The sequence below is a fragment of the Kluyvera sp. 1366 genome, assembly GCF_054823405.1.
On record NZ_JBTRDW010000001.1, the window covers coordinates 318,176 to 344,184 of the forward strand.

Annotated in this window: 26 protein-coding genes; 17 read left to right on the forward strand and 9 right to left on the reverse strand. The window is 53.5% G+C overall.

What is annotated here, in order from left to right:
* The 6 genes from argE to ACVLVH_RS01535 all read left to right on the forward strand — a co-directional run bounded on the left by argE (position 1) and on the right by ACVLVH_RS01535 (position 5,405).
* On the forward strand, positions 1 to 1,152 hold the full coding sequence (gene argE / locus ACVLVH_RS01510) for an acetylornithine deacetylase (RefSeq protein WP_498948501.1): 1,152 nt from the start codon (positions 1 to 3) through the stop codon (positions 1,150 to 1,152).
* Positions 1,153 to 1,191: 39 nt separating this feature from the next.
* Complete coding sequence (locus ACVLVH_RS01515) at positions 1,192 to 2,340, forward strand: ABC transporter ATP-binding protein (RefSeq protein ID WP_498948503.1); 1,149 nt, start codon at positions 1,192 to 1,194, stop codon at positions 2,338 to 2,340.
* Between the two features lie 18 nt (positions 2,341 to 2,358).
* The gene (locus ACVLVH_RS01520; RefSeq protein ID WP_498948505.1) at positions 2,359 to 3,357 is read left to right on the forward strand and encodes an NAD(P)H-quinone oxidoreductase; all 999 of its coding nucleotides are present in this window, start codon (positions 2,359 to 2,361) and stop codon (positions 3,355 to 3,357) included.
* Entirely contained in the window at positions 3,354 to 3,965 is a 612-nt protein-coding gene (locus tag ACVLVH_RS01525) for a glutathione S-transferase family protein (RefSeq protein WP_192413074.1), read from the forward strand. Before ACVLVH_RS01520 ends, ACVLVH_RS01525 begins: the two co-directional genes overlap by 4 nt.
* A gap of 64 nt (positions 3,966 to 4,029) precedes the next feature.
* Entirely contained in the window at positions 4,030 to 4,479 is a 450-nt protein-coding gene (locus ACVLVH_RS01530; protein WP_192413071.1) for a type II 3-dehydroquinate dehydratase, read from the forward strand.
* Positions 4,476 to 5,405, forward strand: a complete 930-nt coding sequence (locus ACVLVH_RS01535) for a 2-hydroxyacid dehydrogenase (protein WP_498948508.1) — start codon at positions 4,476 to 4,478, stop codon at positions 5,403 to 5,405. Before ACVLVH_RS01530 ends, ACVLVH_RS01535 begins: the two co-directional genes overlap by 4 nt.
* 32 nt (positions 5,406 to 5,437) lie before the next feature.
* Here ACVLVH_RS01535 and ACVLVH_RS01540 read toward each other — a convergent pair whose 3' ends face one another.
* A complete protein-coding gene (locus ACVLVH_RS01540) occupies positions 5,438 to 6,400 on the reverse strand; it encodes a LysR substrate-binding domain-containing protein (protein WP_137387342.1) in 963 nt (320 codons plus the stop codon).
* A gap of 79 nt (positions 6,401 to 6,479) precedes the next feature.
* On the opposite strand from ACVLVH_RS01540, the gene ACVLVH_RS01545 reads away from it, so the two are divergent.
* From ACVLVH_RS01545 to ACVLVH_RS01565, 5 genes are all read left to right on the forward strand, one after another.
* Positions 6,480 to 6,779, forward strand: a complete 300-nt coding sequence (locus ACVLVH_RS01545) for a hypothetical protein (protein ID WP_277975009.1) — start codon at positions 6,480 to 6,482, stop codon at positions 6,777 to 6,779.
* Positions 6,769 to 7,800 (forward strand): polyamine ABC transporter substrate-binding protein, encoded by a 1,032-nt coding sequence (locus tag ACVLVH_RS01550; RefSeq protein ID WP_192413067.1) that lies wholly within the window; start codon positions 6,769 to 6,771, stop codon positions 7,798 to 7,800. Before ACVLVH_RS01545 ends, ACVLVH_RS01550 begins: the two co-directional genes overlap by 11 nt.
* Before the next feature lie 63 nt (positions 7,801 to 7,863).
* A complete protein-coding gene (locus tag ACVLVH_RS01555) occupies positions 7,864 to 8,718 on the forward strand; it encodes an ABC transporter permease (RefSeq protein ID WP_101761544.1) in 855 nt (284 codons plus the stop codon).
* Between the two features lies 1 nt (position 8,719).
* Complete coding sequence (locus ACVLVH_RS01560; RefSeq protein ID WP_498948512.1) at positions 8,720 to 9,538, forward strand: ABC transporter permease; 819 nt, start codon at positions 8,720 to 8,722, stop codon at positions 9,536 to 9,538.
* A 126-nt stretch (positions 9,539 to 9,664) separates the two neighbouring features.
* On the forward strand, positions 9,665 to 10,915 hold the full coding sequence (locus ACVLVH_RS01565) for a flavin-containing monooxygenase (protein ID WP_217548293.1): 1,251 nt from the start codon (positions 9,665 to 9,667) through the stop codon (positions 10,913 to 10,915).
* Positions 10,916 to 11,005: 90 nt separating this feature from the next.
* Here the strand turns inward: ACVLVH_RS01565 and mqo are convergent, their stop codons facing one another.
* Positions 11,006 to 12,652, reverse strand: coding sequence for a malate dehydrogenase (quinone) (gene mqo, locus ACVLVH_RS01570; protein WP_110866851.1), 1,647 nt, complete (start codon positions 12,650 to 12,652; stop codon positions 11,006 to 11,008).
* Positions 12,653 to 13,108: 456 nt separating this feature from the next.
* Here mqo and leuC point away from each other — a divergent pair, with 456 nt between their 5' ends.
* Genes leuC through ACVLVH_RS01590 form a run of 4 tightly spaced genes read left to right on the forward strand, consistent with a single transcriptional unit; the run spans position 13,109 to position 17,072 of the window.
* Positions 13,109 to 14,530, forward strand: coding sequence for a 3-isopropylmalate dehydratase large subunit (leuC, locus tag ACVLVH_RS01575; RefSeq protein WP_498948515.1), 1,422 nt, complete (start codon positions 13,109 to 13,111; stop codon positions 14,528 to 14,530).
* A gap of 1 nt (position 14,531) precedes the next feature.
* Positions 14,532 to 15,167: a 3-isopropylmalate dehydratase small subunit gene (gene leuD / locus ACVLVH_RS01580; RefSeq protein WP_498948517.1), complete on the forward strand. Its 636-nt coding sequence runs from the start codon at positions 14,532 to 14,534 to the stop codon at positions 15,165 to 15,167.
* Positions 15,164 to 16,078: an alpha/beta fold hydrolase gene (locus tag ACVLVH_RS01585; protein WP_312462710.1), complete on the forward strand. Its 915-nt coding sequence runs from the start codon at positions 15,164 to 15,166 to the stop codon at positions 16,076 to 16,078. The genes leuD and ACVLVH_RS01585 overlap by 4 nt, the downstream gene beginning before the upstream one ends.
* Positions 16,079 to 16,109: 31 nt before the next feature.
* A complete protein-coding gene (locus ACVLVH_RS01590) occupies positions 16,110 to 17,072 on the forward strand; it encodes a LysR substrate-binding domain-containing protein (protein WP_498948519.1) in 963 nt (320 codons plus the stop codon).
* A 129-nt stretch (positions 17,073 to 17,201) separates the two neighbouring features.
* Here the strand turns inward: ACVLVH_RS01590 and ACVLVH_RS01595 are convergent, their stop codons facing one another.
* Entirely contained in the window at positions 17,202 to 17,507 is a 306-nt protein-coding gene (locus ACVLVH_RS01595; RefSeq protein WP_101761538.1) for a YdgH/BhsA/McbA family protein, read from the reverse strand.
* Between the two features lie 350 nt (positions 17,508 to 17,857).
* Positions 17,858 to 19,726 carry a low affinity potassium transporter Kup gene (kup, locus tag ACVLVH_RS01600; protein ID WP_309837536.1) on the reverse strand — a complete coding sequence of 623 codons (1,869 nt, stop codon included), beginning with the start codon at positions 19,724 to 19,726 and terminating at the stop codon, positions 17,858 to 17,860.
* A gap of 348 nt (positions 19,727 to 20,074) precedes the next feature.
* On the opposite strand from kup, the gene ACVLVH_RS01605 reads away from it, so the two are divergent.
* Entirely contained in the window at positions 20,075 to 21,184 is a 1,110-nt protein-coding gene (locus ACVLVH_RS01605) for an SDR family oxidoreductase (protein ID WP_192413049.1), read from the forward strand.
* 41 nt (positions 21,185 to 21,225) lie between these two features.
* Here the strand turns inward: ACVLVH_RS01605 and ACVLVH_RS01610 are convergent, their stop codons facing one another.
* The 3 genes from ACVLVH_RS01610 to ACVLVH_RS01620 all read right to left on the reverse strand — a co-directional run bounded on the left by ACVLVH_RS01610 (position 21,226) and on the right by ACVLVH_RS01620 (position 23,392).
* A complete protein-coding gene (locus tag ACVLVH_RS01610; protein WP_101761535.1) occupies positions 21,226 to 22,026 on the reverse strand; it encodes a MetQ/NlpA family ABC transporter substrate-binding protein in 801 nt (266 codons plus the stop codon).
* 91 nt (positions 22,027 to 22,117) lie between these two features.
* On the reverse strand, positions 22,118 to 22,921 hold the full coding sequence (locus ACVLVH_RS01615) for an MBL fold metallo-hydrolase (RefSeq protein ID WP_312462729.1): 804 nt from the start codon (positions 22,919 to 22,921) through the stop codon (positions 22,118 to 22,120).
* A 141-nt stretch (positions 22,922 to 23,062) separates the two neighbouring features.
* A complete protein-coding gene (locus ACVLVH_RS01620; protein ID WP_312462702.1) occupies positions 23,063 to 23,392 on the reverse strand; it encodes a gamma-glutamylcyclotransferase family protein in 330 nt (109 codons plus the stop codon).
* A 134-nt stretch (positions 23,393 to 23,526) separates the two neighbouring features.
* On the opposite strand from ACVLVH_RS01620, the gene ACVLVH_RS01625 reads away from it, so the two are divergent.
* Entirely contained in the window at positions 23,527 to 24,546 is a 1,020-nt protein-coding gene (locus tag ACVLVH_RS01625) for an MBL fold metallo-hydrolase (RefSeq protein WP_312462701.1), read from the forward strand.
* A gap of 128 nt (positions 24,547 to 24,674) precedes the next feature.
* On the opposite strand, the gene ACVLVH_RS01630 is transcribed toward ACVLVH_RS01625, so the two are convergent.
* Together ACVLVH_RS01630 and ACVLVH_RS01635 are read right to left on the reverse strand one after the other, a co-directional pair.
* On the reverse strand, positions 24,675 to 25,118 hold the full coding sequence (locus tag ACVLVH_RS01630) for a hypothetical protein (protein WP_309837541.1): 444 nt from the start codon (positions 25,116 to 25,118) through the stop codon (positions 24,675 to 24,677).
* A 139-nt stretch (positions 25,119 to 25,257) separates the two neighbouring features.
* Positions 25,258 to 25,968, reverse strand: coding sequence for an SDR family oxidoreductase (locus tag ACVLVH_RS01635; protein WP_312462700.1), 711 nt, complete (start codon positions 25,966 to 25,968; stop codon positions 25,258 to 25,260).
* Positions 25,969 to 26,009: the final 41 nt, after the last annotated feature.

Sequence of the window (26,009 nt, forward strand, 5' to 3'; positions counted from 1 at the left end):
ATGTTTACCAGCCGACAACTGCTTGAAAAGCTGGTGGCGTTTGACACCACCAGCCGTGAATCCAACCTGGCATTGATCGATTTCGTCTGGCGTTACCTGAATGATTTGGGTGTAAGCGGTGAGATAATTCACAACGCGGAACGCAGTAAAGCCAATTTGTATGCACGTCTTGGACCCGCTGGCGATGGCGGCGTGATGCTCTCCGGCCACAGCGATGTGGTGCCGGTGGAGGGACAAAACTGGAGCGTGCCACCGTTCACGCTCACCGAACGTGACGGCAAGTTATACGGGCGCGGCACTGCTGATATGAAAGGTTACATCGCCTGCATGCTGGCGGCAGTGCCCCATTTTCTGGCACAGCCGCTAAAGCAGCCGCTGCATCTGGCAATCTCCTATGACGAAGAGGTCGGCTGCCTGGGCGTGCGCACCTTGCTGGAGGCGCTGTTGCAGCGCCCGGAAAAGCCGTCAATCTGCCTGATTGGTGAACCCACCGAATTGCTACCGGTGCTCGGTCATAAGGGAAAACTGGGTGTGCGCTGCGAAGTGAAGGGCGCGGCTTGCCATTCTGCCTATGCGCCGCAGGGTGTCAATGCCATCGAATATGCTGCGCAGCTTGTTCATCAATTAACGGCGATCGGCGAGCGCCTGGCGCAGACTGAACAACATGACACACGTTTCGATCCCCCTTTTACGACGGTGCAAACCGGCATTATTCGTGGCGGCACCGTATTGAACATCGTGCCCGCTGAATGCGTCTTTGATTTTGAAGTGCGCACCTTGCCCCAGCATGACGCGCAAGCCGTTGCCGCTGAGATCGAGACCTTCGCGCAATCAGAGCTGGTGCCGCGTATGCAGGCAGTCGCAGTGGATAGCGCGATCCGTTTTTATCCTATCAGTGGCTACCCCGGGTTATTAACCGATGCGCAAAGTGATGCTGCGCGATTGATCGCCTATCTCACTCAATCCAGCGACTTCAGCACGGTAGCCTTTGGCACCGAAGGCGGCTTGTTCCACCAGGCCGGTATTCCCAGCGTGATTTGTGGGCCTGGCAGCATGGCGCAAGGTCATAAACCCGACGAATTCATCAGCATCGCTCAGTTGGATGCCTGTGACGCCATGATGCAGCGCTTAGCCGCATGGATGCGTCAATAATTACTGTGACAACGTCACATAAATTGCTTTGGAGAGTTCATGTTTAGTGCAGAAATCACCCGATTCCCACAGCCCGATATGCCGCGCCCCGCAGTGAAAAGCAGCAACATCGCCGTACAGTTAGATGGCGTGCTGAAGAAGTTTGGCGACGCTATCGCACTGCACAAAATTTCCCTGACTATTGAGGAAGGGGAATTTATTACTCTGCTTGGCCCCTCGGGCTGCGGCAAAACCACGTTGCTCAATTTGATGGCCGGTTTTGCTGAAGCTGATGGCGGCGAGATTTTTATTGATGGCGAATTGGTCACGGAAATCCCCCCTTACCAGCGTGAAATCGGCATTGTGTTCCAGAACTACGCGCTGTTTCCGCATATGACGGTGGAGAAAAATGTGGGTTATGGCCTGCGAATGCGCGGGGTGCCAAAGGCCGAAATCGCGGAGCGCGTTGAGCAAGCATTAGCGTTGGTCAAATTGGCGGGTTACAGCCATCGCAAACCGCGTGAACTCTCCGGCGGACAACAGCAGCGTGTGGCACTGGCGCGTGCGCTGGTGATCCGTCCAAAAGTTTTGTTGCTGGATGAGCCATTTTCCGCGCTGGACAAGAATCTGCGTTTATCGATGCAGGTCGAACTGAAAGCCATCCAGCGCAAGTTAGGCGTCACCACGGTGTTTGTCACCCACGATCAGGGCGAAGCGCTTAGCATGAGCGATCGCGTGGTGGTGATGTCGGCGGGGCATGTGCGCCAAATCGGTACACCGGATGAAATCTATCGCCAGCCGCGCGATCCGTTTGTGGCGGGCTTTGTCGGTGACGTCAACATCTTGCCTGGACGTTATGCCGGGCGCGATCACGCTGCGGTGCTTGAGCTGGGCGGCAACGCGCTGCGTCTGCCGGCAGAACGCGTGCAGGCGAGCGTTGGCGAGCGACTCGATGTGTACGTGCGTCCGGAAAACATTCAATTGGGGCCGCTCTCTTCGCATTGTTTCCTGAGCGCCACGGTGATCACCCATGTGTTTCAGGGCGATCACGTTGATGTGCATCTTGATGTGCCAGCCCTCGGCAGCGCCTCGCTGTTTGCGCGCCAGTCGGGTCTGGAATCCCTAACCCGCTGGCCAGTGGGTAGCGTAGTGGGCATCACCTTTGATGATGAAGGCGTGTGCGCCTTTACCGCCGCTAAGCAAGGATAAAATCCGATGGTGCCTGAAATGATGAACGCGGTAATTGCCCGCCAGCCGGGCGGCGCAGAGGTGTTAACGGTGGTAGAACGTGCCGTGCCACAACCTGCGACGGGTGAAGTATTGATTCGCGTCGCCAGCGCGGGCGTTAATCGTCCTGACATTATGCAGCGTAACGGCATGCCAATCCCACCGGGCAGCTCAGATGTATTCGGTCTGGAAGTAGCAGGTAACGTGGTGGCGTTAGGTGCAGGGGTTAGTGGTTTCGCCATCGGCGACGCAGTAATGGCGCTGCTGAACGGTGGCGGTTATGCCGACTATTGCGTGGCGCGCGCTGAGTTGTGTTTGCCGGTGCCCGATAATCTGCCTTTGGCGCATGTAGCGGGCATCCCCGAAGCGGCGTTTACTGTGTGGCACAACCTGTTTGAGCTGGGCCGTTTAGCCCCCGGTGAAACCGTACTGATTCACGGTGCCGCCAGCGGCGTTGGCACCTTTGCCATCCAATGTGCGCACGCCTGTGGTGCACGTGTGGTGGCCACCGCAGGCGGTGCCGACAAAATTGCGGCGCTGCAACAGCTTGGCGTCTGGCGCGCCATTGATCGTCATAAAGAGGATTTTGTCGCGGTGATTGCAGCGGAAACCGCAGGGCAAGGCGTGGATGTGGTGCTGGATAACGTGGGTGGTGATTACGTGGCGCGCAATCTTAGCGTATTAGCGCAAGGCGGACGTCATGTGAGCTTGTCATTTATGCAGGGCGCGAAGATCGAGCTCGATCTGCAATTGGTGATGCGTAAAGGACTGAGTTTGACCTCTTCCACGCTGCGCCCCAAAAGCGCTGCTGAAAAGGCGCGCCTGGCGGTGTGCATCCGCAAACATCTGCTGCCGCTGATCGTAGCAGGCAAAATCGTCCCCACGCTGCATCAAATTTTGCCGCTGGCGCAGGCGGCGGACGCACATCGAATCCTTGAGGCCAACGCCAACATTGGCAAAGTGTTGCTGAGCGTGGATCAGCAAGGAGCGATGGCATGATGCAACTGTTTTACGCCAACACGTCTGCCTATGTGCGCAAAGTGATGGTGACTGCGCATTGTCTTGGGCTCACGAATGAGATTGAGCTTCTGGATTCGGCGGCGCATCCGGTTGAACGTGATGAGCGCATCGCCATCGTTAATCCGTTAGCCAAAGTGCCCGCACTGCGAACCGAACAAGGGGCATGTCTGTACGACAGCCGCGTGATTTGCGAATACCTCAATGCCCGCGCGCAAGGCGGTTTAATCCCGTCACAGGGTGATGCGCGCTGGTTGAGTTTGTCGCGCCAGGCGTTAGGCGACGGTTTGATCGATGCCGCCTTGCTGGCGCGTTACGAGTTCAGTGCCCGCCCATTGGAAAAGCAGTGGCAAGGCTGGGCCGATGCTCAGCTGAAAAAAGTCCATGCGGCGCTACGGGAAATTGAGTGTCAGGTTGCGGGTTTTAGTACGCAGCCTGATGACGTGGGTTTGATTGCCATCGGCTGCGCGCTCGGTTATCTCGATTTCCGCTTCGATGCTCTTAACTGGCGGGCAAACCATCCGCTGACTGCTGCGTGGTTCGCCCTGTTCGATGCCCATCCCGCGATGGCCGCCACGCGCCCGCATTGATCGCCATTAATCGTCATTCGGTCACCCTTTCGGGCGACAACTGTACAGTGACTCAGGAGCTCAGATGACACAGCAGATTTTTTTCCTTAACGGCCCGAACGCTAATCTGTACGGCATGGACAAGAACGGCACTTACGGCAGCGAAAGCTTTGCCAGCATTGATGAACGCTGCCAGCGCCGGGCAGCATCACACAACATCACACTGCAATTTCGCCAAAGCAATCACGAAGGCGTGCTGGTTGACTGGATTCAGGAAGCGCGTCAGCAGACTGCCGGATTGATCATTAACGCCGCCGGTTTAACCTACAGTTCGGTGCCGATTCTCGATGCATTGCTGATGTTTGATGGCCCGATCATCGAAGCGCACATGAGTAACATCTGGAAACGCGAGCCGTTCCGCCATCATTCACTGGTATCAAAAGCCGCCACTGGCGTGATTGCTGGCTTGGGCGTGGTTGGTTACGAACTGGCAATAGATGCGGTAGTTGAGTTGATCAAGGCGAATGCGGCATGAGTATTTCGGTCTTTTACAGCGAGTTCGACAGTTTTGAACAGTGGTCAGCGTTGCTCGCACCGCATCTGCCGGGCGTAACGCTTTGTCGGGCGGAAGAGGTGCAAAACGATGATGAGGTGCATTTCGCGTTGGTGTGGAAGCCGCCGCAAGGTTTTTTCGCCCCTTATCGCAAGCTGAAACTGCTTATAAATCTGGGCGCGGGCGTTGATTCGCTGGTCGGGCGCGATGATTTACCGGATATCCCCATTGTTCGTTTGTCTGACCCGCATATGGCGCGGATGATGGCCAGCTTCGTGCTGTTTGCCGTGCTGCGTTATGTGCGTGACATTCCGGCTTTTGAGCGGGCACAACGTGAACGACGCTGGCATTACCTGCATCCGCGTTCGCCGGAAACCGTGCGCGTTGGCGTGCTGGGATTGGGTGAATTGGGCGCGCACGCCGCGCAGGAGCTGGCGCGCCAGGGATTGGATGTGCGCGGCTGGTCACGATCGCAGAAAACCATCGATGGCATTACCTGTAGCAGCGGAATAGACGCGCTGGATGCTTTCCTCGCCAGCAGCGATATTTTGGTAGTGATGCTGCCGCTCACGCCGCAAACCCAGGGCTTACTGAGTGCTGAACGACTGGCACGGTTACCGCACGGCTGCGCGTTTATCAATGTGTCGCGCGGAGCGATTGTTGATCAGGCGGCGTTAACGCAGGCGTTGCAGCGTGGACAGATCGCCGAGGCGACGCTGGATGTGTTTGACCGCGAACCGTTGCCGCCCGAAGATGCGCTGTGGGGTATGGATAATGTATTGATCACGCCGCATCTGGCTTCGGTTGCCATTCCGGCCAGCGCGGCACCGCAGGTCGCCGCGAATATCCAGCGCGCCGCACGCGGCGAAGCGGTATTGCATCAGGTCTTCCCGCAGCAGGGGTATTAACCGCTGGTCGCCATTCACGGCGACCAGGGATCTCAAGCCACTCGCACCACTTGCGGATCGAAATAACTCGGTGCCGCCATGCCGGGAATATATTGGTCGGAAATAAACATGCGGCAACGCTCGGCAAAAGCGCTCACCACCCTGGATTGCTGTACCTGCGCCATGGTGGCATAACCCAACTGCATCGCCTTATTAACCCCTGCCAACCGCACGCGAATCAAGCGTTTACCATCCTGAGACATATGCGCTTTAGGTCGTACGTTAGCGATACCAAAGCCGACACCGTTGGCCACCATCGCGCGCACCGTTTCCATACTGCTGGATCGCATCACCACATTCGGCGTCACCCCGGCTTCGCTGAACAAGCCAAGAAAATATTCACGACTCCACGGCATATCCAGCAGCACCATCGGCGCTGCAGCCAGATCCTGCATCGAAACCGCGGACTGTGTGGCGAACGGATGATGCTCGCCCACCATCACGTAGGGCGGCAGTTGCGCCAGCGACTGGAAAGTCACATCGCTGGCGGGAACCAAATCATAGGTGAGGGCGATATCGATATCCGCTGAACGCAGCTGTTTTAACAGCAACTCATGATTACCTTCCACCAGCGAGATACGCACGCCGGGAAAGGCGCGGCCAAAGCCAAACACCAATTCCGGCGTCAACATTGGCGCTAACGTATCGAGGCAACCGACACGCAGCGGGCCGCGCACGTTGTTCATTGATTCCGATGCAATGGTGTAAAGGTTCGACATCTGTTCGAGGATCAGTTTGGCCTCTTTTAATACCTGGTGGCCGATTGCGGTGAGTGAAACGCCCTGGGCATGGTGACGCACAAACAGCTGCACGCCAAGCTCAGACTCAATGTGGGTGATGGCGGCGGAAATCGACGGAGAGGAGACGTGAATACGCTCCGAGGCGCCAATAATGCTGCCCGCTTCACCGGAAGCGACAAAATATTCCAGCTGACGCTGGGTGATGCGACTGAGCATGCAGGTTCTCCTGAGATCGCTGACACGCTCATGTCGCGTCAGTCATTCTAATAAGGTCGATTCAACTCAAGCATTTCTCATGCCAAATTCCGACTTACAGCATAATCACCTGTCCATGCGCCAGCGACCATTCGCGTCTGCCTCACTCCTGCTTCAGAAAATCCTTGTTAAGCAGGCCACTTTTTTAGCCTCAGAAATCCTGATGCAACAGCGAGGGAAATGCTGTTTTACCCAATCTCACCGCAACGGCATTATCGCTTCAACACCCGAGAGCCGCCTTCGCACTGTTTTAGAGCATTGCGACGCGATGGACCAGACGGTGGTGCAAAGCAGCGACAACAGCCATTTCATTCATTGGGGACAAGAATATGTTGCGTAAGATGGGTGCCTTAACGTTATTGACCACGTGTGTATTGAGCGCAGGTAATGCAGTGGCCGCAGATAAGCTGATTGTCAGCACCTGGGGCGGCAGCTTTAAGGATCTGATCGATCAAACTATCGCCAAAGAGTTCACCAAAGAAACCGGCGTAGAAGTGCAGTTCGTCACCGGTGGCACCATCGATCGTTTGAACAAAGCCAAGCTGGCGGGCGGTTCGCCGGAAACTGACGTCACCTTTACCACCGCGCATGTCGGTTACCTGTATGCCAACAGCGGCCTGTTTGAAAAGCTCGACATGAGCAAAATCCCTAACGCGGTGAATCTGGTACAGCAGGCCAAAGTCAGCCCGTATCACCTTGGCGTGTGGGGCTACGTTTACACCATCGGCTACCGGCCAGATTTAGTGCCGAAGGGTGAAGAATTTACCAGCTGGAACGATCTGTGGCGTCCGGAACTGAAGAGCTCGATTGCGCTGCCAGATTGGGATCCGAGCCATATCATCGCGGTGTCCGCCAAACTTTCTGGCTCGGATGCAGCGCATTGGGAACAAGGCCAGTCCAGGCTGAAAGCGCTGATCCCGAACATCAAATCCTTCTATACCGATGATGCCAACAGCCAGCAGCTGATCTCCACGGGCGAAACGCCGGTACAGGTGATGCTGTCGATGAACGCCTACAGCATGATTGCAGAAGGCGTCAACATTAAGCTGGCAGTGCCAAAAGAGGGCGCGATTTTGGGCGTTGATACCGTCGGTATCAATAAAGGCAGCAAACATGCGGAACTGGCCTACAAGTTCATAAATATTGCGCTGAAACCGGAAATCCAGCAGGAAGTGGCGAAAATTTATCGCGGCAGCCCAACGGTGACCAATGCGCATATCGATCCAGAACTGGCGAAGCTGCCTGGCATGCTGACCACGCCTGAACAGTGGAATGCCACCATCAACACCGATCCGCAACTGCGCGCGGAGAAAACCGCCGAGTGGCGGCAGTGGTTCTCTGAAAACATCATGTCACATTGATAAATAGCGGCGGCCGATTGGCCGCCCGGTGAGTCGCAACACTTTATTCAGGCAGCAACGTCTATGACGAAAAAACCGACATTCTTACCCTGGTTCATTATCCCCGCTACGTTCACGGCGCTTGGGCTGGTGGTGGCCATGTTTGCCGTGATGCAGTTTAGCGTGCGGGCCTATATTCCAGGATCGCTAGATGTAGGCGGATTCACGCTGGCGAACTTTAACGGTCTATTCAAGAAAATCTATGCCGATGCGTTTATCAACACGGTGATGCTCAGTGCGAAAACGGCGATTTTTGGGCTGCTGATGAGTTATCCGCTGGCGTATGCGCTGGTGAGAACGCGCACCACCTGGATCAAATCCACCATCTTGATTATCGCCATTACGCCGCTGTTTCTCGGCGAAGTGGTACGGACATATTCGTGGATCATCGTGCTGGGTAATAGCGGCTTCCTCAATAGCTTGCTGCTGGCGATGGGTCTGATAAACAAGCCGATCCAGTTTATGTTTACCCAAACCGGCGTGGTAGTTGCGCTGGTGCATGTGACCATGCCAATCATGGTGATGATGCTGGCAACTGCGCTGTCGCACATCAATCCTGATTATGAGAAAGCCGCGACCAGTCTGGGGGCGGGGCCGATTCGCACCTTGCTGACGGTGACCATTCCGCTATCGATTCCCGGCATCGTTTCCAGCCTGACCACCGCGTTTGCCTGGACGTTCAGCGCCTTCGCTACGCCGCAGCTCATTGGTGGTGGACGCGTCAGCACCGTGGCTACCATGGTGTATCAGCTGGGTTTCTCATCGATGAATTTTCCGTTTGCCGCTGCGCTCAGCATAGCGGGTTTGATTCTGACCATTCTGCTGCTGATGGCGCTGAAACGTATGAGCCGCTTCCTCCATGCGATGGGAGACCACTGAAATGACCCGATCCCTCAACGACAAACTGATTACCCTGGCGGGACGCTCGCTGGTGATTGCGATTTTGTTGTTCGTGTTGCTGCCAACCATTGTGGTGTTGATCTCTTCCTTCAGCAGCACCTCGGTGCTGTTCTTCCCACCGAAAGGCTGGTCGCTGCGTTGGTTTGAGCGTGCGGTTAACTACGATGACTTCCGCCACGGCTTCTATTCAGGTTTGATTGTGACGGCATGGGCCTCAACGCTGGCGGTAATTATTGGCGCCACGCTGGCGATTGCCATTGAACGTTACACTTTCCCCTGTAAACAGGTGCTGGAAGGCGTGCTGTTGTCACCGCTGTTTATTCCGCACTTCACCATTGGCCTCGGCTTACTGATGCTGGTCTCGCAGTTGGGCATTGGACGCGGTTATTCACTGGTGATCTTCTGCCATGTTGTGCTGGTGCTGCCGTTTGTGCTGCGCAGCGTGTATGTGTCGCTGAAAAACCTTGAGCAACGTATTGAAATGGCGGCTGCAAGCCTCGGCGCTTCGCCGTTGCGTGTGGTATGGACCATAACCGTGCCGTTGATTTTGCCGGGCTTGTTTGGCGGTTGGTTATTTGCCGCAATTCTCTCCTTCAACGAATTTACCGCTTCGCTGTTTATCACCACGCAAGCGACGCAGACCTTGCCGGTGGCAATGTACAACTATGTGCGTGAATTTGCCGACCCAACGCTGGCTGCACTGTCGGTTATTTATATTGCCGTAACGGCGACGATGTTAATTATCGCGAATAAGTTTCTAGGCTTGGGGAGAATATTGAACTTCGAAGCAGGGCATTAATGTATTCGCACGTAATGCTGTGTTTATTGAATAGCACAGCATTTATTAATCTGAATAGTAGTCATCCGGCACCTGATTACTCTTTTCCATGAAAAGATCGGGGTCGATCATCTTTAGGGATCTCACATGTCAGTAGAAAAAATTAATACCGTGGTGGTCGGAGCGGGTCAGGCAGGTATTGCGATGAGTGAACATCTGTCGTTAATGGGCGTGCCACATGTGGTGTTAGAGCGTAGCCGTATTGCTGAACGCTGGCGTTCAGAACGTTGGGATTCATTAGTGGCCAATGGCCCAGCCTGGCACGATCGTTTTCCTTCAATGAAATTCGATAATATTTCTCAGGAAGCGTTCCCACCGAAAGAGCGAATGGCGCAATATTTCGAAGACTACGTAAAAATGCTCGATGCGCCGGTGCGCACCGGCGTGGAAGTCCATTCGGTTGAGCGTCTACCAGAACGTAGCGGTTTTAAGATACTGACGTCGGCCGGTGAATTTGAAGCCGACAATGTAGTGGCGGCAACCGGTCCTTTCCAGAAACCCGCTTTCCCGCAGATCGTGCCGGAAAGCGCTGCGCTGCATCAGATCCATTCATCGGCGTATAAAAATCCGCAGCAGCTGCCGCAGGGCGGCGTGCTGGTGGTGGGCGCTGGTGCTTCAGGCTCACAAATTGCGGAAGAGTTGCGTAAATCTGGCCGTGAAGTGACGCTCTCCATCGGCGAACATTACCGTCCGCCACGTTCCTATCGTGACCGCGATTATTGCTGGTGGCTGGGCGCGCTGGGCTTGTGGGATGAAGTCAAAATCAAGCCGAAGAAACAGCACGTTGCTTTTGCCGTGAGTGGTTATGAAGGTGGCAAAACGGTCGATTTTCGCCGACTGGCGCACATGGGCATTACGTTGGTGGGGATCACCAAAACCTGGGATAACGGCGTGCTGAGCTTTGCTGAGGGTATAATGGACAATATTGCTGAAGGCGACAAAGCGTATTTCGACGTACTGCGTGATGCCGATGCCTATATTGAACGTAATGGCCTGGACTTACCGCCCGAACCGCAAGCATGGGAATTATTGCCAGATCCAGAATGTTTAATTAATCCATTATCAGAACTGGATCTACAGGCCGCAGGTATTACCAGCATTATCTGGGCCACCGGTTTTAAATTTGATTTTAGTTGGCTGAAAGTGGATGCCTTTGATGCTAATGGTGCGCCGTTCCATAAACGCGGTATTTCCGCCGAACGGGGTATTTACTTCCTTGGCTTGCCCAATCTGGTGAATCGCGCATCATCGTTTATTTATGGCGTATGGCACGATGCCAAATATATTGCCGACCATGTGGTTTTACAAAACGCCTACACTGATTATAAAAAGTCGTAAAAATCTCCGTGAGATCGCCGTTAATGGCGCCCCTAGAAAAGACAATAAAAAAGCCGGACAGTGTCCGGCTTGATTCACTTCTGGCGGGAATTACAGCGCCATATCCTGTTTGCCTGATTCAGTACGCGGCTTAGCCTGCGTTGGCGCAACCGTCTGATCACCCATGTTGATGACCGGCGGCTTGGTCAACAGCAGCGTCGCTGCGGTGTTGTCCCAAACTTGCTGCGTCAGCGCGGTGTTGCCGTTCAGCTTCTGGCCGAAGCTTGGCACGATAGCGCGGATCTTCTGCTGCCACTCTGGCGAAGCGAACTGCTCAGGGAAAAGCTTTTTCATCACGTCGAGCGTAATGGGTGCAGCAGTCGATGCGCCCGGTGACGCGCCCAACAGTGCCGCCAGGGTTTTCTGCTGATCGGTCACGATTTCGGTACCCAGTTTCAGCAAGCCACCTTTTTCGGCATCTTTCTTGATGATCTGCACACGTTGACCCGCCTGAATCAGTTTCCAGTCCTCTTTACGCGCGTTCGGATAGTACTCTTTCAGCGCGGCAAAACGGTCGTCGTCATTCAGCATCACCTGACCAATCAGGTATTTCACCAGGTCGAAGTTGTCGATGCCAACATGCGTCATCGGCATAATGTTGCTGGTGGTGGTCGCGCTCAGCAGATCGAACAGCGAACCGTTTTTCAGGTACTTGGTGGAGAAGGTGGCGAAAGGTCCAAACAGCACCACTTTCTTACCGTCGAGGGTACGTGAATCGATGTGTGGAACCGACATCGGTGGCGCACCCACAGAAGCCTGACCGTATACTTTTTCCAGGTGACGATTAGCGATCTCTGGGTTCTCGGTCATCAGGAACGAACCGCCGACCGGGAAGCCGCCGTAGTTATCTGCTTCCGGAATGCCGGTTTTCTGCAGCAGCTTAATCGCGCCGCCGCCAGCACCGATGAACACGTATTTCGCATCAACTGAACGCTTATCGCCGCTCTTCACATCTTTAATAGTGACGTGCCACGAGTTATCGCCGTTACGCTTGAAATCAGTGACTTCTGACGAGGTTTCCAGCTTGAAGTTCTGATCTTTCTTCAGGCTACCGATCAGCTGACGGGTGATTTCACCGTAGTTAACATCGGTGCCGACTGGCGTCCAGGTTGCCGCAACTTTCTGGTTCGGGTCACGACCTTCCATCACCAGCGGCGCCCATTGCTGGATCTGCTGATGATCGGTAGAGAATTTCATGCCCTGGAACAGGGTGGTTTTCTGCAGCGCATCGTAACGCTTCGTCAGGTACTCGACGTTTTTGTCGCCCCAGACGAAGCTCATGTGCGGCGTAGAGTTAATGAAGGAGTGCGGATCGTGCAACACACCGCGCTGCACCTGCGATGTCCAGAACTGGCGCGAAATCATGAAGGATTCGTTAATTTCCAGCGCTTTGCTAACGTCGATTGAACCGTCTGCACGCTCAGGCGTGTAGTTCAGCTCCATGTTAGCAGAGTGACCCGTACCGGCATTGTTCCAGCCGTTGGACGATTCCAGCGCGACGCCGTCCAGCTTCTCAACCATCAGCTGTTTCCAGCCCGGTTGCAGCTCTTGCAGCCAGGTGCCGAGCGAGGCGCTCATGATGCCGCCGCCAATCAGCAGAACGTCAGTTTTTTCTGGTGCGTCTTCAGCGCGAACCGCTGATGAGACAAGCAGCGCTGCCAGCGATAGGGCAGACACGATCTTTTTGGTGTGAGTCATTCCAGTCCTACTTATTATGCAATGCAGGTGAACGTTAAAAATTCGGTTTGCACATTAAGAGATTGTTACGGAATGATTAACTTGTTTTTAGTTAATAAAGTATTGGTGTTAATTAATTAACTTAAAAAAATAAAATAGCGTGAAATATAAGCAGAAGGGGGAATTACTCGGAGATAAACCGCTTAAGCTGCGCGGTTATTCTTTATATCGATAGACGCGACTTAGGTCAAATAAAACTCCTGCTATTTTACGCACATTGCGTAGCGGCGCGATTGATCGCGCAATCAATTGCGCCGCTACAAAGCGTTCGCGATGTTTCTGCCATTCATGGCGACCAACTTACCTACTGCACATTTCATAAAACATCACTTCACGAAGCGTGTTCGTTCCCAGCGCACAAACTGATTTACCCTAACGTCTCTAATGACTTGTTATACTTTTCGCGTGGGCAACGGCATGGCTAACAAAACACTGTATGAAAAACTGATCGATCAGCATGTGGTTCGTAAGTTAGATGACGAAGGGCATGTGCTGCTCTACATCGATCGCTCGATTCTCAATGAGTACACCAGCCCGCAGGCGTTTAGCGGCCTGCGCGATCACCAGCGTCTTGTGCGCAATCCGGGCACCATTTTGCTGAATGTCGATCACGTTAACCCGACGCGCCCCGAGCGTGATGAGGCGATGACCGACGTGGGCGGACAGTTACAAGTCGATTACTTCCGCCAGAACGCCGCGCATTTTGGCATCGAACTGTTCGATGTGCTTGACCCGCGTCAGGGCATCGAACACGTTGTGGCGCACGAGCAAGGCCTGGTAATGCCCGGTATGGTGATTGCCGCAGGCGACAGCCATACCACCACTTACGGCGCGTTTGGCGCGCTCGGTTTTGGCATCGGCACCTCGGAAATCGAGCACCTGCTGGCGACGCAAACCCTGATTTATCGCACCCTAAAAACCATGCTGGTGACGGTGAGCGGTGAGCTGCCGTTTGGGTGTTCGGCGAAGGACATCATCATGGCGCTGATCGAGCAGATTGGCGCATCAGGCGCGACCGGATTTGCCATTGAATTTGCCGGTGTTGCCATCGAAGCGCTGAGCATGGAAGGGCGCATGACACTGTGCAACATGGCAGTGGAAGCCGGTGCACGCGGTGCGATAATCGCACCGGATGAAAAAGTGTTTGCCTATATCGCCGGCAAACCGCAAATGCCGACCGGCGAGTTGTGGCAGCAGGCCGTTGCGGAGTGGCGCGATTTACGCAGCGATGCGGACGCGCGGTTCGATAGCCGCATCGCCATCAACTGCAGCGATCTTGAACCCAAAGTGACATGGGGAATCAGCCCGGATCAAGCCAGTGCCATTACCGGCCACGTGCCCGACCCGGCGCAGGAAACAGATGCGGTGAAACAGCAGACGCTGCGGAGCGCGCTGCAATATATGGGGCTGGAACCCGGCACGCCGTTAGCGGAGATCGCCATCACGCATGCCTTTATTGGTTCCTGCACCAACGGGCGCATTGAAGATCTACGCGCTGCCGCTGCGATTATCGACGGACACAAAATCGCCCCGCACGTACGTGGCATTATCGTGCCGGGATCGACGCAGGTGCGTCAGCAGGCAGAAGCGGAAGGGTTAGCCGCAATTTTCGTCAACGCCGGTTTCGAATGGCGTCAATCGGGCTGCTCAATGTGCCTGGCGATGAACGAAGATGTGTTAGCGCCCGGCGATCGCTGTGCGTCCGGCACCAATCGCAATTTCCCTGGCCGCCAGGGCGCGGGTGCGCGCACGCACTTAATGAGCCCGGCGATGGTCGCCGCCGCCGCGATTGCTGGCCATCTGGTTGATGTCCGCAAATTCATGACTGCAGAGGTTTAAGATGGAAGCATTTAACAACATGACGGGCACGCTGGCACCATTACCGGCGGCCAATATTGATACCGATGTGATCATGCCAAAGCAGTTTCTCAAAGGCATCGATCGTAAGGATTTGGATCGCGGTGTGTTCTTCGACCTGCGCTTCCTGCCCGACGGCCGTCCAAATCCCGCTTTCATTCTTAATCAAGCCGGTTGGGAAAACGCCACCTTCTTACTGGTGGGCGCCAATTTCGGCTGTGGATCCAGCCGCGAACATGCGGTTTGGGGACTTAATCAGCTCGGCATCCGCGCCATTATCGGCACCAGTTTTGCCGGCATCTTCGACGATAACTGCCAGCGCAATGGCGTTTTGACGCTGACGTTAAGCGAAGAGGATTATCAGCGCCTGAGCGCGGTGGCGAACGATGCCACCAGTAATCGCATTACCGTGTCGCTGGAACAACAGGCGATCCTCTTCAATAATCAACGCATTGCCTTTTCGGTCAGTGCGTTGAAACGCGAGATGTTATTGGGCGGCGGCAGCGCGGTGGACTGGACGTTGCAGTACGAATCTGACATCACCCAGTTTGAAACGCAGCATTTTGCCCAGCGTCCGTGGCTGAAGCGCGATCAAATCCAACAGGATGCTCCAGCATGAGTGAGATTACGCCACGCGGTGATTCACCCTTTATCGACGGCTTTACGCTGAGTAATGTGCGTTTGGCGAACGGCGTGACGCTGCGCGTCGCGATGGGCGGCGAAGGTCCGCCACTGCTGATGCTGCACGGACATCCGCAAAATCATCTGGCGTGGCGCAAAATTGCGCCGCAGCTGGCGCAGCAGTATCGCGTAATCCTGCCGGATCTGCGCGGTTACGGCGACAGCGACAAGCCGCCGAGTGATGAGACGCATCGCGCTTACTCGAAACGGGTGATGGCGCAGGATATCAGCCTGTTAATCGAGGGGTTGGGATTAGAGCGCGTGGCATTTGTCGGGCACGATCGCGGTGCGCGCGTGGGCCATCGGCTGGCGCTTGATCATCCGGAAAAACTTTCCTGCTGCGTGTTTGTTGATATTGCGCCGACCGCGACCATGTACGCCTTAACCAACAAAGCCTTTGCCACGCGCTATTTCTGGTGGTTCTTCCTGATTCAACCTTATCCATTACCTGAAACCCTGATCGGCCACGATCCGGCATTATTCCTGCGTAAACACATTGATGGGCAATTAAAAACGCCGGGCGCCACCGAGGAGGTCATCTTCAACGATTACCTGCGCTGTTATCAAAATAAAGAGATGATTCACGCGGTATGCGAAGATTATCGCGCCGCGGCGACGATTGATTTAGACGATGATGCGCAGGACAGCGCTAAACGCATTGAAGCGCCGCTTCTGTTGTTATGGGGAGAAAAGGGCACGGTTGGCCAGTTATATAACGTGGTGGAAACCTGGCGGGATAAAGCGCGCAATATTCAGGGCAACGCATTACCTTGCGGTCATTCACCGCATGAGGAAGTGCCTGAACTGTTTTTAAGTCAGCTTCAGCCCTTTCTGGATTCTGTGTTATAACCGGCTAAATTTCGCTAACGCCGTGATGGTGATGAAAATACTGCTTGCCGGAAAAAGTTATCAGAAGCCGCTTCAGGGTTGGCCGTCGGTCGAAGATCTGTATGTCTTTATCAGCGTAGCGCGCTATGAAGGTTTTGGCCGCGCTGCGATTGAGCTTGGCCAGTCGCCATCCTACATCAGCAAGCGGATTGCCATCCTCGAAAAGCAGCTGGAAACCCGGCTATTTTTTCGCACCAACCGCGTGATGCGGCTGACGCCAGAAGGTGAAAAGGCGCTGGAAGGTGCGTTGCACGTGGTGCACGAAATGGATTCCTTCCTGAATAACTTTCAGCAGTGGCGCGGCGAATTAACCGGCGATCTGACTGTGGCCTGTTCATTTGGCTTTGGCCAGGATTATTTGTCCGATGCGATTGCCGAATTTATGACGCGTCATCCGTCACTGAACATCAAATTGATGCTCAGCGATCGCGATATTGATTTATTGCAGTCAGGCACTGACGTCGATATTCGGGTGGGTGATGATGTGAATAACGCCTACATTGCACGAAAATTAGCCGCCAATCGGCGTATTCTTTGTGCTACGGCAGATTATTTAGCCCGGTCACGTCCGCTGGAGACGCTGGATGACTTAATCGATCATAGCTGTCTTATTATTAATGAAAATAATAATACCTTTGGGCATTGGACGTTAACGGACGGCGAAAATAAAATCGTTTGTCGCCTTAATAGCCATTATTCATCGAACAGCGGAAAAGTGATTCTGAATTGGGCATTAAAATCGCACGGGATTGCGTTGCGTTCTGTGTGGGATGTGGCGCCGTATTTAAGCGAAAACCAATTGCTGCACGTATTACCGCAATGGTATCAGGAAGCGAATGTCTGGGCGGTTTACACCCAGCGTGCGTCTGAATCGCCGCGCATTAAAGTGTTTATTGATTTTCTTGTCGACTATTTTGCAGAAAAAAGCCTGCCGATGATGAAGGGTAAATTATAAATACCCTAAATAATTCGAGTTGCAGGAAGGCGGCAAGTATGTGAATCCCAGGAGCTTACATTAGTAAGTGACTGGGGTGAACATGCGCGGCCAACGCTCCTGCAACTTGAAGTATGACGGGTATTAACATTAGCCATAAGCCACTTTGCTATTGATGTGATAAAGGGTGGCAGTGGCGGCCATGACGTGCTGACCATCGTGCGCCGGTTCGTGGGATTCCACTTCGGTGATGTGATAACCCACCGCACCGGCAGCAACGGCTTTCTGCACAAAGGCGTCATTCAGCTCTTCCATTGAAGTCGCCCAGCTCACCGAAGTAAAGCCTACCGGATGAATCGATGAAAGTTCGCGATGGGTTAAATCGCCGCGAATTAAAACCGGTTTAACAGATTGCGGTGTGAAAATAGATATTACGTCATTAATTAATTGTTTCATGGCGATACTCCTCGCAAATAATAACTGAGCCAATGGCCGCAGCTACGAATCTTTCAATTGTTGGTAATGTGCTGACACCCTAAATGTTTACGGCGAGTGATGATTGCCGGTGAAGTTAATAAACACCTTTTCAAGTTAAGCGTTTTAGCTTTAATTGCTAATTAGATGTTAAGAAAGATTCAGCCACAACTCATTCAACCTTACGCGACTATTTTTGCATCTGGTTACATTTGGTGTGTTAACCCTAACAGTCGACAGGAGGTTGAATATAACGCCTGAACAGTAGCGGCGCGATTTATCGCGCAATGAACTGCGCCGCTACAATCCCTGCGCTTTATGTCATCGGCAGATTAAAATTCGCGCTGCCCGCCCAATTCAATGACCCGATTCGGTGGGATATTAAATTGCTCATGTGCGCGCTGCGCATTGCGCTGGCAGAAGTGGAAAATACCGCCTTTAATGCGCATCAAACCTTTTCTCTTCTTCATCACCAGCGTGTCGTGCGAGGTGAAGAACGAGGCTTCATTGACGGTACAACCCAATCCTTCCAACCCACACAAATGCAGGATCTCGGCCATCGATGGCGTCTCGCGCCAGCCGTAAGCGGCGGTCACCTGCCAGAACGTTGGCGACAATTGAGTGATGCTCAGACGCTTCTGGTTGTAGACGCGCGGGATATCGGTGGTGCGAATATGCAGCAGCACCACACGTTTATGCAGCACGCGGTTGTGTTTAAGGTTATGTAACAGCGCCTGCGGAATCTCATGCTCTTTACGTGAGAGGAAGATTGCGGTGCCCGGCACACGACTGGGCGGATGGGTTTCCAGCGATCGCACCAGCGCCTGCAGGCTCTCAGGATCGTTATTCAACTTGCGGATTAGGCGATTACGCTCGCTGCTCCAAATGAGCATCAATCCCATCATGCTCAGCGCCAGCAGCACCGGCACCCAACCTCCAGAAAGCAGTTTCATCAGGTTGGCGCTGAACAGCGGCACATCTATGCTTAACATACACAGCAGGAAAACCAGCGCCACCGGCAGCGGCCACTTCCAGTTACGCAGCGCTACCACGCCCGCCAGACAAGCGGTGATCACCATTGTGCCGGTCACCACAATGCCGTACGCCGAAGAGAGCGCCGAAGATTGTCGGAACGCCAGCACAATCACCGTCACCGCGACAAACAGCAGCCAGTTCACCACCGGAATATAGATCTGACCGGACTCCGTGTGCGAGGTGAAGATGATGCGCATCGGCGGCAGAAATCCCTGACGGATCGCCTGATGCGTCAGCGTATACACGCCGGTAATCACCGACTGCGCGGCGATCACCGTGGCCAGCGTTGACAGCACAATCAGCGGGATCTGTCCCCAACCCGGCGCGAGATTAAAGAACGGGTTATTGAGGGCCTGCGCATCGGCAATGACCAGCGCGCCCTGCCCAAAGTAGTTAAGCACCAGCGCGGGCATGGCGATCACCAGCCAGGCCATGCGAATCGGCGCTTTGCCCAGATGTCCCATATCGGCGTACAGCGCCTCCGCGCCGGTCACCGCCAGCACCACCATGCCCAGCGCGGCAAACGAAAGCGCTTTGTGGCTAAGCAGGAACGTCAGCGCATAGGAGGGATTCAGCGCGTAAAGCACTTCAGGATTAAGCAGGATGCCGCGAATGCCTAATAGGGCAATCGACACAAACCAGACAAACATCACCGGGCCGAACACTTTACTGACCTTTTCGGTGCCGTGTTTTTGAATCATAAACAGCAGCGTGAGAATCGCCACTGCCAGCGGCACCACATATTTATCCAGCTCAGGTGACACCACTTCGATACCTTCGATCGCCGACAGCACCGAAATCGCCGGCGTGATCACGCCATCGCCGTAGAAGAACGCGCCGCCAATTAAGCCCGCTAACACAATGATGTGCGAGGCTTTCGGCCCAACATGCTGGCGTGCCAGCGACATCAGCGTTAATACGCCGCCTTCGCCATCATGATCGGCGCGCATCACAAAGCAGACGTATTTCAGCGACACGATCAGCGTCAGCGCCCAGAAAATCAGCGACAAAAATCCCATCACTGCGGTGGTGGAGACGGCGCCATTAGGCAAAATGGAGAGGCACTCTTTAAGGGTATAAAGCGGGCTGGTGCCGATATCCCCAAACACGATCCCTGCGGCCGCCAGCATGCCAGCAGGCAAAGACTGTTTTTCACTTTGACTCATAGATTTCCTGTGTTTTATCAGGGTTGAGGCTAATGAGGGCGAACATACCTGTTTGCGATCGAAGCGAACAGTGGCAGGCGAATTTACGTACAGCATTTTTACGCGTAACGCCGATATTTTTACACCATTTTTATATCGCGCTCATTTTTCACGCTGAGCGTAGAGGAATATTTGACTGCGCACTGAGGCCCAAATATCACATTTAAACATATATAAACCAATGCTCACTGGAGCGGTTTTACCCGCAGGAAAGCACAGGGCATTTATTCATCATTTACCCACGCGAGCATAGATTCGAGCCAGCTAAATGCACAGTTTTTCCTGTAACGAACCGGTGGGTTAAAAAATATGAATACAGTACTCATAACGGGTGCAACTGGATTTTTGGGCGGTGCGGTCGCGGTTAATCTGCTCAAGAAAAGTGATCATTACCGACTACTTTTATTAGTGCGGGCTAATAGTCAAGCTGCAGGATTAGACCGAATTAAGGAAAACCTGATTAAATTTGGCGTTGAAGCTGGTCAATTAAACAGGCTCACCCACGAGAACATCTTAATAGGCGATCTTGCTGAGCCGGAACGGTTTATTGACGATGCGCGCTTGACCAAGGTTACGCATGTGCTTAACTGCGCCGCTGTCGCCTCGTTTGGCGCGAATCCCCTGATCTGGAAAGTCAATGTAGAAGGCACCTTCGCATTTGCCAGTCGTATGGCGCGGGTGAAAGGGCTCAAGCGCTTTGTGCATGTCGGTACCGCTATGTCGTGTGCACCCGAAGCCAATTCGCTGGTGGTAGAAAGTGAGTTGAATACGCTGCGCGAACAACACGTTGTGGAATATACGTGGAGTAAAGCAACAGTTGAAAGAATGATGAGCGAGATGTTACCTAATCTACCCTTAGTCATCGCGCGACCATCCATTGTGGTGGGGCATTCGGACTGTGGCTGTGCGCCGTCGCCGAGCATTTTTTGGGTATTTCGCATGGTGCTCACGTTAGGCAAATTTATGTGTGAGCTGAATGACCGTATTGATGTGGTGCCGGTCGATTACTGTGCCGATGCGCTGGAGTTGTTATTGACGGCTCCCAACGTGGAGAAAACGATTATTCATATTTCAGCGGGTGAAAATAGCAGCGTCACGTTTGCTGAGATTGATCAGGCGATGGCACAAGCCTCGGGACACGTTGCGGTGGCCGAAACGTATCAGAAAGTGAATTACCGTGAACTGGCAGCGAGCAGGAGCTCATTCTCTTCGCTGTTTGGTCCCTGTAATGAACGCATCTTATTACGCGCCATGAATCTGTATGGACATTTTTCAAAACTGAATGTGGTGTTTAGCAATGAAAAATTGCTTGAGCTGGGTATGCCGCCATCGTCAAAGTTTACTGACTATTTGCATCACTGTGTCGCTTCAACGCGTAATGCAACTATTGCGGAGTTGATGGAGGTCGATTTTAAATAAGCTGAAACTGCGCAGTTAATATCTGCGCAGTTTTCGCCAAATTACCAGCCTTTAATAATATCGCCTTTGTAGATCTCGTTGGCTTTATCCAGCACTTCCTGTGACTGGAAGGCTTGTTTCAGCTTCTGCACGTTGGCGCTGTCTTTATTATCTTCACGCGCCACAATTGCATTCACATAAGGTGAGGCTTTGCCTTCCATAAACATGCCGTCACGCGAGGCAGAGAGATTAACCAGTGCGGCGAAGTTGTTGTTGATGATCGAAAGATAAACCTGCGGATCGTCCAGCGTACGCGCCAGCTGCGGTGTATCCACCTCAACAATTTTCAGCTTCTTCGGATTATCGGTGATATCCAGCGTGGTTGGCAGCAAGCCCGCTTCGGGTTTCACTTTGATCAAGCCCTGCGCCTGCAACAGCAGCAGGCTGCGGCCGAGCGTGGTGGCTTCGTTGGAGAGGGTCACGGTGGCGCCGTCAGGCAACGCTTTCAGCGATTTAATCTTGCGCGAGTAGCCTGCAATCGGGAACACGAAGGTGTTGGTGACCACGGCGAAGTGGTAGCCGCGCTCTTTGGATTGCATCTCCAGATAAGGCAGGCTCTGGAAGGCGTTGGCATCGACATCTTTGTTGAACAGCGCTTCATTCGGCTGCACATAATCATTGAAGGCCACCACATCGACATCCAGCTGATATTTGTCGTGCGCCACTTGCTTCACGGTATCCCACAGCGCCTGGTCTGGTCCGGTATTAATGGCCACTTTGATTTGATTTTCATCGTCTTTGTTGCAGCCACTAAGCAGCGCCACGGATGCAGCCAGCAGCGTCGTGAGTAAAATTTTCTTCATTGCGCGGATTCCCTTTAAACGTAGGGAACGGACTATAATGGATGTTTAGACGTCTGTACATCCATCCGCAGCGCGTTTGCTTACAATTCGTTCAGGAGAGAGACTTCTGCAAGCAGGCAATATATTTCTCGCCCGACTGCATCACGATCCGCTGCGCGTCTGCGACAATTTCTCGCTGCTCGAACGCGCCGTATAAGCGCGAAAATTTTAGCGCCGCCAGCCGACGCATAATATCGCTGACTGCCGCCGCCGGTAACGGCAACATATTTGGATAGCTCCACATAAATGACACCGCATCCGCGCCGGGCGTAACTTGCACGATATCGCCACTCAACAGCACGCCGTCATCGTGCGTCCAATGCAATACGCATCCGCCAGCAAAATGCCCGCCAAGGCGGACCAGTTTCACTTCCGGCACAATTTCCAGCTCGTCATTTTGCCAAAGATGAATGTGCGGGCTGTCGCGCATAATCCATTCACTATCGTTAGCATGCAGATAGATCGGCGCGTCGAATGCCGCTGCCCAATCCTGCATGGTGCTGTAATAGTGCGGATGCGAAATAGCGATGGCGTGAATACCACCGAGCGCGGTAACAATCGCTTTGGTGGCATTATCGAAATTGGCGATGCAATCCCACAGAACATTGCCGTGCGGCGTTTGCAGCAGAAACGCGCGTTGATTAATAGCAAAGCTGGGCACGGTTTGCAGACTGAACACGTTGGCAGCGTGCTGCTGCCATTTATTGCAGTGTGTGGCTTGCAGGCTATGCAGTGAAGTCCATTTTTGCCCGCTGGCCGGCACAAACTGTCGTTCATCTTCACATATTTTGCAGTGTTCAATTTGACTCTGTTGCTCATCGTAAGATGTGCCGCAGGCGGTGCAGACTTTGATCATCATGAATTCCTCTCGTCTATTTGAGATTCATTCTAGAAGCCGAAATCAGGGCGTGCGCAGATCATTACAGATTGTATTGAGGACGTTGCACCGCATTTGGGGTGTAATACGAAATCGGGCGTAAATACTGGTATTGTGAAGTTAAAGTTGCGGCTGCAACTGATAAATCCACGCCGTGATCAGCTCGCCATTGCTGGTGGTGACATCAACTTCCACGCGATCGTAGCCATCTTCAAACTCATCCAGCATCGGCCAATGTGGCTCGAGCTTGTCAGACATAAACAGATAACCCGGCACGCGCGGGCCGTTTTCCTGCAACACAATGCCGGGAAAATCCGCTGCTGCGCCCCAGCCGCGTTCATAAAAGGTGCCAGAAACCGTTCCCGCCAGCCATTCGCCACCGATGTTTTCCAGAACATGCGCATTTGAATGGCCGGGCTGGAGCGTACCGTAAACAAATAAACGTTTCATTTTCCCTCATAAAATCAAGCAAAAGCGTTACTTTAACTCTCGGCGTTAGCGAAGTCATCAACCGCCCAATATGCGATGTGCGTTGCCGTAAAAGTGACTATTCTGAAGGACCCGGGATGAGAGGTAAAAGATCAATGTTGAATAGTTCGAGCATTTGTCGCTGCAATATAAAACGCTATCCGCAATCCGCTCAGTTTGATGGCAAAAGGTTTAACAATAAGATCCCACGCCAGCAGTTAGGATTAACTGAGTTCGCCAAACTATTCTGGGATTTTGCCTTTAACAAACCGAAAAATACCGCACCTGAATCTGCGCTGCCGCTCATCAAACTCGACGCGCAGCAACTTGCGGCTGCGGCGGATAACAGCGTATTTCGCCTTGGCCACTCATCATTGCTATTTAAAATGCAGGGCAAATACTGGCTGACCGATCCGGTATTTACGCAGCGCGCCTCACCCTTTAAGTGGTTTGGCCCGAAACGCTTCCAGCCTGCGCCGATTGCGCTTGAAGATTTGCCGCCCATCGAAGGGGTCATTCTTTCGCATGATCATTACGATCATCTGGATTATCACACCATTTTGCAGCTCAAAGATCGCGTGTGCTATTTCCTGACGCCGCTGGGTGTCGGTGATTTACTGATATCCTGGGGCGTTGCGCCGGAAAAAATCACCCAGCTGGATTGGTGGGAATCAAAGAATATCGGCGGTACTCATTTTGTCGCCACGCCATCGCAGCATTTTTCTGGCCGTGGCATGTTCGACAGTAATAAGCGGCTGTGGTGCTCATGGAGCATTATCAGCGATGATTTCCGCCTGTTCTATGGCGGGGATTCCGGTTATTTCGATGGTTTCAAACACATCGGTAATAAATTCGGCCCGTTCGATATGGCCTTCCTGGAAAACGGTGCGTATGACCGCCGCTGGGCCGATATTCATATGCTGCCACAAGACACCATCAAAGCCTTTATTGACCTTAACGCGAAATGGCTGTTCCCGATTCACAATGCCGCTTTCGATTTAGCGTTTCATGCATGGAATGATCCGCTTAATCAAATAGTGACGCTGGCGCAGGAACAGCAGATTAATGTGTCGATGCCACAACTCGGGCAAGGCGTGCAATTTTTGCAGCCGCAGCAAGAGAAAAAGTGGTGGTAAATGATGCCCGATTGCCAGGCAATCGGGTTATCCGGTTATTTCGTCAGTTCGCCCGCGAATAAACGCATTTAGCTTAGTGCGGCAGGCGGTGATTGCCGACATCAGCAGTGAATCCTGCGCCATCACGCTTACCCGGCGTCGCTGGATTTGGGCGGATTATTCTCTGGCTGCGGACGCGTTTCACCTCGCTCATCATAACGACCATGCCAGTCGCAGCGATCGTGATGACCACGATGACCAAAGCGATTGCGGCGATGCTGCATAAACTCTTCGCGCTGTTCTGGCGTCATCTGCATCCAACGTTCGTGCATGCGGCGACGCGCCATGCCGAACATGCCCGGACGGAATCCCAAACCGCCAAACAAGATGCGGCACAACGCCAGCAAGCCCAGCGCCTGCCAGAAACCGATGCTTTTCACACCGATGATGCCCGGCAGCAACGCATTCCACAGCGACATCACCAACAAGCCCAGCGCGGCGATAATCACCGCGCCCATCAGCAGCGGTTTCGCCAGGCGATGACCGCCAAAATGCTCCCGATGACCGTGTCTGTGCATATCAAAATCTCTCATTGTTTTGTCCTCATGACATTAACGGATAACTGCTGGTGATGAGGTAGACGAATGAGCAGTGAGAATATTGCTAAAAAAACGTAAAAAAGAAAAAGGCCGCCGGATGGCAGCCTCGCGTTATGGATTTTTTACTGCTGAATCAGCGCCTGGCTTTATCGCGGCGTGGACGAATAACAATATCTGCAATCTGCGTATCTTCCGGGCTATCCACAATAAACCGCACGGCGCGCGCCACCGAACTCGCATCGAGATACTCCTGCGTATTGATCGGTGCATGGTTACCCGCGCGGGCACGCGAGGCTTGATTCATCGGCGTATCGGTTGGGCCGGGCGCGACTGTCGCGACCCGCACGGCATGTTCGCTCTCTTCGCTACGTAGCGCATGCGCCAGCGCGGTAAGGGCAAATTTGGAGGCGGAGTAAATGACGTGTCCCGCTAACGCCAGCGTCCCGGAGCCGGAGTTGATAAACACCACTTTGCCCTGTGAGGCGCGCAGGGCGGGCAAGGTTAAGCGCGTGAGTTCTGCAGGCGCAATGACATTAATGTTCAGGTGCTGTTGCCACAGTTCTGGCGTGGCGGAGAAGGTAGTGCTGAGAATCGAGATCGCCGCCGAATGCACCAGTACATCAACCCGATTTAATGTGGCGGTGAACGCGGCCACGGCGGCAAAATCTGTGATATCCAGTGCAACCGGAATTACATTGGTGACCTGTTCTAAAGTCTGCAACGTTTGCTGATTGCGCCCAATCGCGTAAACCTGATGATCGGCCGCCAATAACATCACGGTTTCCAGGCCAATGCCGCTGTTGCCGCCGGTGACAATCGCGACCGGTAATGCTGATGCTGTCATAGGTTCCTCTCCTGTTGATGATTTCAAGCTATGGAAAAGGA